The following is an 8,886-nucleotide window of genomic DNA, read 5'->3' as shown; positions in this document are numbered from 1 at the left end:
CAGGGCGGCGAGCGGGTCATGGACTCCAACGACCAGGAAAAAGAGCGTGGTATTACCATTCTGGCGAAGAATACCGCTATTAAATGGAACGACTACCGCATCAACATCGTTGACACCCCAGGACACGCCGACTTCGGTGGTGAAGTGGAACGGGTTATGTCGATGGTTGACTCCGTCTGCCTGCTGGTAGACGCCGTTGACGGTCCGATGCCACAGACCCGCTTCGTTACCCAGAAAGCCTTCGAACGTGGCCTGCGCCCGATCGTGGTGATCAACAAAATCGACCGCCCGGGTGCGCGTCCGGACTGGGTTATGGACGAAATGTTCGACCTGTTCGACCGTCTCGGTGCAACCGAAGAACAGCTCGACTTCCCTGTTGTATATGCCTCTGCCCTGAACGGTATCGCCGGTCTGGATCCTGACAACATGGCTGACGACATGTCACCTCTGTTCCAGATGATCGTTGACCACGTAACCCCGCCACCGGTTGATCTTGACGGCCCGTTCCAGATGCAGATCTCCGCTCTGGATTACGACAGCTATGTTGGCGTTATCGGTGTTGGCCGTATCGCCCGCGGTAAACTGAAGCCAGGTACCGATGTACAGATCGTGTCTGCCGAAGGCAAAACCCGTAAGGGTCGTGTGCTGGAAGTTAAAGGCTTCCATGGTCTGCAGCGTGTTGCTGTCCCTGAAGCCAATGCCGGTGACATCGTTTGTATTTCCGGTATCGACGGCCTGAGCATTTCCGACACTCTGTGTGATCCTTCTAAAGTAGAAGCTTTACCTCAGCTGTCTGTTGATGAGCCAACCGTATCCATGACCTTCCAGGTAAACGATTCTCCGTTTGCCGGCCGTGAAGGTAAGTTCGTAACCAGCCGTAATATCAAAGACCGTCTGGAAAAAGAACTGATCCATAACGTGGCTCTGCGTGTTGAGCCAGGCGACACTCCGGAAAAATTCAAAGTTTCCGGCCGTGGTGAACTGCACCTGTCCGTTCTGATTGAAACCATGCGCCGCGAAGGCTTCGAGATGGGTATCTCCAAGCCGGAAGTTGTGCAGAAAGAAATCGACGGTGAGATCCAGGAGCCTTACGAACAGGTTGTGATCGACATCGAAGAAGAGCACCAGGGCTCCATCATGGAAGAGATGGGCAACCGTCGCGCCGAGATGACCAACATGGTGCCGGATGGCAAAGGCCGTGTGCGTCTTGAGTTCATCATGCCAGCCCGTGGCCTGATCGGTTTCCGTGGTCTGTTTATGACCATGACTTCCGGTTCCGGCATTCTGACCAACATCTTCGACCATTACGGTCCGGTGCAGACCGGCCTGACCTCTACCCGTCACAACGGCGTACTGGTGTCCATGGTTCCGGGTAAGATTCTGGGCTATGCCCTGTTTACCCTGCAGGAACGTGGTCGTCTGTTCGTTGCTCCGGGTCTGGAAGTGTACGAAGGCATGATCGTTGGTCTGCACAGCCGCGATAACGACCTGGTGGTTAACCCTACCAAGGCCAAGCAGCTGACCAACGTGCGTGCGTCAGGTACCGATGAAGCCATCAACCTGACACCGCCGGTTAAGCACACGCTGGAACAGGCTCTGGAATTTATCGAAGACGACGAACTGGTGGAAGTAACTCCAACCAGCATCCGTCTGCGTAAGAAGTTCCTGACCGAAAACGAACGTAAGCGCGCCAAAAAAGGCTGATGCCCGTTCCGCCGGCTCTGCTCCAGAGCCGGCATCCCCTCCCTTCAGTTTTATCCTCAGGCACCACGTGCAAATCGTATAAATCCGGTTATGCTGAGTCTGTTGCCGGACTGGATTCACCGTTGTATGCCGTTATTTCTGCGTTTATTTGCCCACTGCCTGCCTGTACTTACCCTCGGTTTGCTGACACCGCTCAGTGCCAGTGCACAGAGTGCCGATTCGGTACGCGTTGGTTGTGGTAATTCGATCCCACCCTATGTGATTCGTCAGAATGACCGCGGCATTGTGCTCGATATCCTGCGCCGGGCACTGCAAACGCAGAATAAAACCATCGACGTACGCTATGACAACAACACCAATAACGTTATCGCTTTTAATAAAGGCGAACTGGATATTGCCTGCATCACCAGCGTAACCGCGTCGCCGAACGCGTTATTTTCCCGCCAGCCACTGATCGTATTCCATAACATTGCCATCAGCCTGAGCAGTCGTAAGGTATCCCTGACCGATGTCAGCAGTCTGGGCAATTACAGCATCACTGCTTTTAACCTCGCCAGTCAGCTGCTGCCCGATAATTTTGCCGCAGAAGCTGCACGCAGTCCGGCTTATAGGGAACTGGCCGAACAGCAGAAACAGGTTGAGGCACTGTTTAATGGCGAGACTGATGTGATCATTCTCGAGCAGACGATCTTCCGTTATTACCTCAGTCAGTTACGTCGCAACTATCCGAACAACCCGGTCTACCAGCAACCGTACCAGTACCACGATCTCTTTACCCCGACCTACTACTACGCCGCCTTCCACAGCAAACAACTGCGCGATGCCTTTGATATCGGCATGGATATTCTGATCGACAGCGGCGAGCAGGATAAAATCCTGCAGAGCTACGAGCGCCTACTGGCTGATTACTTAATTCGCTGACACTGCAGCATTGACGTAAACGACAGGCATAAAAAAACCCGGCATAGCCGGGTTTTTTACTATGGTCTGATCAATCAGATATCAGCCAGAGTTTTCAGCGGGTAGTTAGCCGGGAATGGCTTACGTGCTACACCGGTATCAACCGCAGCCTGAGCAACCGCAGCCGATACAGCACCCAGCAGACGGGTATCAACGGCTTTAGGAATGATGTACTCACGACCAAACTCCAGAGACTCCAGACCGTAAGCATCCAGAACTTCCTGAGTTACAGGTTCTTTCGCCAGACCAGCCAGAGCTTTGGCTGCAGCCAGCTTCATCTCTTCGTTGATGCGCTTGGCGCGTACGTCCAGAGCACCACGGAAGATGAATGGGAAGCCCAGTACGTTGTTTACCTGGTTAGGGTAGTCGGAACGACCGGTTGCCATGATGGCATCAGGACGAACTTCCTTAACGATTTCCGGCATGATTTCCGGAACCGGGTTAGCACAGGCGAAGATGATTGGGTTTTCTGCCATTGCTTTGATCTGTTCGCCGGTCACCATGTTAGGACCAGACAGACCCAGGAAGATATCAGCGCCATTCAGGGCATCATCAACGGTGCGCTTGTCAGTCTCAACAGCGAATGCCTGCTTGTACTGATTCAGATCGGTACGACCGGAGTGGATCACACCATTACGGTCACACATAAAGATGTTTTCTGGCTTCATGCCTGCCAGGATCAGCAGCTTGGTGCAGGAGATCGCAGCTGCACCGGCACCCAGTACGCACATTTTGGCGTCTTCGACTTTCTTGCCAACGATTTCCAGAGCGTTCAGAGCACCGGCAACGGTTACGATCGCAGTACCATGCTGGTCATCGTGGAATACCGGGATGTCGCACTGTTCGATCAGGGTGCGTTCGATCTCAAAACACTCAGGTGCTTTGATGTCTTCCAGGTTGATACCACCGAAGGTAATAGCAATACGGCGAACGGTGTCGATAAAGGCCTGCGGGCTTTCAGACTCAACTTCGATGTCAATGGAGTCTACGCCGGCAAAGCGCTTGAACAGCAGGCTCTTACCTTCCATAACCGGCTTGGAAGCCAGAGGGCCCAGATCACCCAGACCCAGAATCGCAGTACCATCAGTGATAACCGCAACCAGGTTACCCTTACCGGTGTACTTATAGGCGTTTTCAGGATCAGCAGCGATCTCCTTGACCGGCTCTGCCACACCAGGGCTGTAGGCCAGAGACAGATCCTGTGAAGTCTGCGCAGGCTTAGTCAGTTCGACACTGATTTTGCCTGGCTTAGGGAACTGATGGTAATCCAGAGCTGCTTGCTTGAAATCTTGTGACATAGTACTTGTCCAGTCTCTTCACTGTATTTAAAAGCCAGCTGTGCCACATCGTCCAGAACACAGGGGGCATAAGGGTCGTACTTTCTACCAAAAACCTATTGCTTTTTCCAGCTAATCCGGCGCTTCCCTCTTTTTTAACTGAGCCAGATCAGGTTTGTGGCTGCACAGGCAGCTGCATGGTCACACGTAAACCGGGGGAACAATTTTCGGCGCGAACGCTGCCATCATGCAGTTCAACAATGCGCTTCACCAGCGCCAGCCCGATGCCATAACCACCGGCCGCATGATCGCGGGCCGAATCGACCTGCGTAAAAGGATCGAAAATCCGCAGAAGTTCTTCTTCAGGTACGCCCGGCCCCTGATCCTGCACCCACAATTCCGCATACTCTGCACGGACTGTTACACCGACAGACAGCTCCGAGCCCTGCGGCGCAAAACGGATGGCATTACGCAACAGGTTGTCAAAAGCCCGCTCGACCAGCATCCAGTCCCAGTCACATGTCAGGGAAGCGGCCGGCCCTTCGACCATCAGTTGCAGGTGTTTTTCTTCGATCTCAACGTCTGCATTCTGCAGCCAGATCTGCAACTGACTGCCCAGATCCAGGCGGCCGGTCTGCAACTGCTGGCTGTCGGTCTGCTGCAGCCGGGCCAGATCAAGAATCTGTCCGACCAGGCCATCGACCTGTCCGACGGCGCGTTCTATCCGGTCATGCTCCGCTGCCAGAATCTGGTGCTGATCTTTTTTGCGGGCAATACCAAGGGCAATCTGCAGGCGGGTTAATGGCGAACGTAACTCGTGCGACACATCACGCAGTAACTGCTGATGACTGTGCAATAAACGCTGCAGGGCATCGGCCATATCCACCACTTCGCTGGCCAGCATGCCGATTTCATCATGCCGGTGCAGATCACGGCGCAGGCCGGAGACATCAAAATTACCCTGTGCCAGCTGGCGTACGGTGCGCTGCAGCCGACGAATTGGCCGCGTCAGGCTCCACACCAGCACAAAGCACAACAAAGTAACCACAACAACAATCGCCAGCGGTACCAGCCAGCGGTCTTCGTTATTCAGCACGCTCTGCCATTCTTTACGGGCAACGGCGATATAGAGATAACCCTGACGCTGCAACGGCCCGATCATCAGCCAGCCGTCATTCTGCCCCCACAGAATCTGGTCAGTTTCATCCGCCTCATCGGCAAATTCCTCCAGATCATGGGGCAACTGACTGATCATATCCACCGGCACCGCCACCAGATTCCAGCCAGGGCGCATCTTACGCCACAGCTTGCGGCCTTCAGCCACAATCGGCCGTTCACGGTCCATCAGATGCACCAGATGCATGGCTTCAGGCTGAGTAGCCGGGCGGAAATAATCGTCTTCAATCCATTCGTTGGTCAGCACCGCTGCCCACATGGAAAGGAAGATCACCCCCCAGAACCAGAGGAAGATTTTGAAAAACAGCGAGCGATACCAGCGCATGCACAGGCCTGTGGTAAAGGGGAGAGTTTATTCCGGGCTGACCAGCATATAGCCGCGCGAACGCACCGTTTTGATCCAGTCAGAATCATCGCTGCGGCGGCCCAGTTTCTTGCGCAGGTTGCTGACGTGCATATCGATAGAGCGATCGTAGGCCATCAGCGGACGACCCAGCGCCGCCAGCGACAGCGTATCTTTATCCACCAGCTCACCAACGTGCTCCATCATGCAATGCAGTACGCCGAATTCGGCACCGGTCAGGGCCAGTTCGACGCCATCCAGAGTTACTACCCGGCGCGTGGTATTGAGCTGCAGCTCGCCCACATTCAGCGTGGTGACCGCACCTTTGCCAGGCTGCTCAGCCGACAGATCAATACGGCGGAAAAGAGCCTTAATCCGCGCCACCAGTTCATGGTGGTGATAAGGCTTGGGAATATAATCATCGGCGCCATGCTCAAGACCCAGCACCCGGTCCACGCTTTCGCCACGGGCGGTCAGCATAATTACCGGCAGGGAAGACTCGGTACGCAGTTTTTTCAGCACTTCAAAGCCGTTCATTTTCGGCAGCATCACATCCAGCAGCACCAGATCGTAATCGCCGCTCAGTGCCCGCTGCAGACCGGTTTCACCATCCTGCACAGCGGTCAGGGCGAAACCTTCCATCGACAGGTATTCCTGCAACAGTTCGCCCAGTTCGTAATCATCATCAACCAGCAGAATCGATTTCATCACCATCCTCCGTTGCGCCCAGTCTAGCGCTGCCAGCCCCGTGGCCGGCAGTGTTTTTACCCTTCTTTGCTCATACCGCGCCCTGAACAGATCAGTGATCAAGCAGGGTGGCGATCCAGCGCGACTGCGGCCGGGTTTCCAGCGCGATCTTAACCACCATGGTCAGAGGGATCGACAGCAGCATTCCCACCGGCCCGAGAATCCAGCCCCAGAACACCAACGACAGAAAAACCACCAGCGTCGACAGCCCCAGCGAGCGGCCCATCAGACGCGGCTCAACCACATTACCGAACAGCGTATTGACCAGCACATAAACCCCGGCGGTGAGCAACGCGGCTCCCGGGCCAATCTGAATTAAGGCAATCAGCACCGCCGGAACGGCCGCAATAATAGAACCGATGTTAGGTATGTAGTTGAGCAGGAAAGCAACCAGCGCCCACAGTGCCCAGTAATCAACACCGATCAGCGCCAGCAGCAGACCAACGGTCAGGCCGGTACCAAAACTGACCACGGTTTTAATCATCAGGTATTGCTGCACCGATTCAGAGAAACGCTCAAAGTGGGCAAAGGCCTGAGTTTCTTCCCCGAAGGCGCGTTTAACCTTGGCCGGAAAGCTGGAGGCTTCGAGTAGAATAAAGATCACGGTAAACAGAATCAGGAAAGTGTTGGTCAGCACGCCGCCCAGGCCATTAAACACAGAGGCAACGGTTCTCATCACTACGCCGGGATTTACATATTCGCGGATCACATTATCAGCCACTTCCACGCCAAGGCTGCGCAACCAGGTCACGCCATGGCTGGTCAGCGCCTGCAGTTTCTGCTCGTACAGCGGCATATCTTTATAAAATGCCGTCAGTGTACCGCCGACAAAAGAAGCCAGTACGGTGCCAAGCAACAGGAAACCTATAACCAGCAACAACACCGCCACAACGCCGGGGACTCGGTGATTAGTCAGCCAGCGCAGCAGTGGCGCACTGAGGATGGCAATAAATACCGCCAGTAAAAAAGGTACCAGCATGGCAGCGGCACTTTTAATACCTGCAATCACGATCACGACCGCGGCCGCACTCAGCAGAATATTACTGGCCAAACGATTATCTGAAGGCATAGCCATTCCCTGTTATGCAAAAAAAGGCACCATACACGAGCGCCCCCCTTCAGGGCCAGCGGCTCCGGCCACTTGGCAAGCGCATCCGAGTTGTATAATATCCGCGCCCTGAATCGCGGAAGTGGTGAAATTGGTAGACACACTGGATTTAGGTTCCAGCGCTTCACGGCGTGAGAGTTCGAGTCTCTCCTTCCGCACCAACTTTTCAGGAGCAGACGTATGTCCGGCCTCCTTACCCTGCTGATCTTTCTGCTGCTGGGTTCTCTGTTACAAACACTGCTGCATCTTCCTGTTCCGGCATCCATTGTTGGTATGCTGCTGTTACTGCTAGCGCTGATACTGCGCGGCAAAACGCCGGATAATCTGCAGCGCATCACCCAGACGCTGTCGCCCCTGCTGCCTTTATTTCTGATTCCGGTCAGTGTTGGCATCATTACCCAAAAGCAACTGCTCGCCGAACATGGTCCCGCCCTGCTGGTTATTCTTGCGCTCAGCCTGATTCCCGGCGCCCTGGTCAGTGCGCTGATTATGCGCAAGGGAGGTAAATCAGGCTCATGACACATCTGTTCAGTCTGCCGTTATTCTGGGCCGCACTTACCATTGCGTCTTTTCTTGCCGGCCAGCAACTCTACCGCCGCCTAGGTAACAACGCCTTTATTCCGCCGATTCTGACCGGCGTTGTACTGGTCGTGACCTGCCTGGAGTTAAGCGGTGTTTCTTATCAGACTTATATGCAGGGCGGTGATTACCTGAACCAGATGCTGGGGCCTGTGGTGGTCATGCTGGCGGTACCGCTGTATCAGTTTATTCATACCATGCGTAAACAATGGCTGCGCATTGTTCTGGCGGTAACTCTGGGCAGCGGCACAACCGTAGCCTGTGCAGTGTTGCTGGCGCACTTCTGGATTGGTGATGACGCCATCACCCGCACGATCTACACAAAATCCATTACCACTCCGGTGGCGCTGGCCATCAGCGAACAGGTCGGCGGCATCAACGCTCTGGCCTCAGCCTTTGTCATCATCACCGGAATTCTCGGGGCTCTGATGATTCCGTCCCTGTTAAAACTGCTGCGCATGGATGACCCGCAGGCCGTTGGACTGACACTGGGAATCTGCGCCCATGCCATTGGCACCAGTCGTGCATTGGAATTAGGACCACAGCAATCGGCCTATGCGGCAATGGCCATGACCCTGACCGCCACCCTGCATGCACTGGTATTGCCTTGGATTGTCTGACCACAAGCATCTATTGTTAAGGGACTTCGGCAAAGGACGCACTATGGGCCGCCACATAAAATACCTCTGGATGCTCGCGCTGGCGTCAACGCTGATGATCACAGTTGTTACCAGCCTCCTGCTGTATCTGCACGAAGTAAAACACCAGCAGGATGAGTTAGAGCGTCTGGCCGGCAGGTTCCTGCAACAATGGAAACTCAACTCCGACAGCCTGCCAGGCGCAGCCGAGCTGGGTTACCTGCGCAGCCAGGGGCTGGCGGTGCAGACCGGCGTATTGCATGACAATAAACTCAGCATCCGCCTGCCACCACAACCCGATATCAGCAAAGAAGCCGTAACCAAAGACGCGCAAGGCATCAGTGGCCTGCAACG

9 protein-coding genes and 1 tRNA gene are annotated in these 8,886 nt (G+C 54.7%); 6 read left to right on the top strand and 4 right to left on the bottom strand.

Annotation, left to right across the window (positions count from 1 at the left end; all coding sequences use genetic code 11):
- Together typA and B3P58_RS09335 are read left to right on the top strand one after the other, a co-directional pair.
- The coding region (gene typA / locus B3P58_RS09340; RefSeq protein WP_286717148.1) for a translational GTPase TypA at positions 1-1,704 on the top strand (1,704 nt) is incomplete at its 5' end.
- Between the two features lie 90 nt (positions 1,705-1,794).
- Positions 1,795-2,625 carry a substrate-binding periplasmic protein gene (locus B3P58_RS09335; RefSeq protein ID WP_145467140.1) on the top strand — a complete coding sequence of 277 codons (831 nt, stop codon included), beginning with the start codon at positions 1,795-1,797 and terminating at the stop codon, positions 2,623-2,625.
- Between the two features lie 74 nt (positions 2,626-2,699).
- On the opposite strand, the gene B3P58_RS09330 is transcribed toward B3P58_RS09335, so the two are convergent.
- The 4 genes from B3P58_RS09330 to B3P58_RS09315 all read right to left on the bottom strand — a co-directional run bounded on the left by B3P58_RS09330 (position 2,700) and on the right by B3P58_RS09315 (position 7,276).
- Positions 2,700-3,962, bottom strand: coding sequence for a malic enzyme-like NAD(P)-binding protein (locus B3P58_RS09330; RefSeq protein WP_145467143.1), 1,263 nt, complete (start codon positions 3,960-3,962; stop codon positions 2,700-2,702).
- Between the two features lie 148 nt (positions 3,963-4,110).
- Positions 4,111-5,442 (bottom strand): HAMP domain-containing sensor histidine kinase, encoded by a 1,332-nt coding sequence (locus B3P58_RS09325; protein ID WP_286717145.1) that lies wholly within the window; start codon positions 5,440-5,442, stop codon positions 4,111-4,113.
- A gap of 27 nt (positions 5,443-5,469) precedes the next feature.
- Positions 5,470-6,168, bottom strand: a complete 699-nt coding sequence (locus tag B3P58_RS09320; RefSeq protein ID WP_145467147.1) for a response regulator — start codon at positions 6,166-6,168, stop codon at positions 5,470-5,472.
- A 91-nt stretch (positions 6,169-6,259) separates the two neighbouring features.
- Positions 6,260-7,276, bottom strand: a complete 1,017-nt coding sequence (locus B3P58_RS09315; protein ID WP_145467149.1) for an AI-2E family transporter — start codon at positions 7,274-7,276, stop codon at positions 6,260-6,262.
- 115 nt (positions 7,277-7,391) lie between these two features.
- On the opposite strand from B3P58_RS09315, the gene B3P58_RS09310 reads away from it, so the two are divergent.
- The 4 genes from B3P58_RS09310 to B3P58_RS09295 all read left to right on the top strand — a co-directional run.
- A tRNA-Leu gene (locus tag B3P58_RS09310) sits at positions 7,392-7,476 on the top strand.
- 19 nt (positions 7,477-7,495) lie between these two features.
- Complete coding sequence (locus B3P58_RS09305) at positions 7,496-7,834, top strand: CidA/LrgA family protein (RefSeq protein ID WP_145467151.1); 339 nt, start codon at positions 7,496-7,498, stop codon at positions 7,832-7,834.
- Positions 7,831-8,514, top strand: a complete 684-nt coding sequence (locus B3P58_RS09300) for an LrgB family protein (protein WP_286717144.1) — start codon at positions 7,831-7,833, stop codon at positions 8,512-8,514. Before B3P58_RS09305 ends, B3P58_RS09300 begins: the two co-directional genes overlap by 4 nt.
- Positions 8,515-8,557: 43 nt before the next feature.
- Positions 8,558-8,886: hypothetical protein (locus B3P58_RS09295; RefSeq protein WP_286717143.1), on the top strand; the 329-nt coding region annotated here is incomplete at its 3' end.

The sequence above is a fragment of the Thalassolituus sp. UBA2009 genome, from assembly GCF_002335285.1.
Lineage (GTDB): Bacteria > Pseudomonadota > Gammaproteobacteria > Pseudomonadales > Oceanobacteraceae > Venatoribacter > Venatoribacter alkanivorans.
The sequence above is the reverse complement of the archived record's forward strand: the minus strand, read 5'-3'. Positions and strand labels throughout refer to the sequence as shown.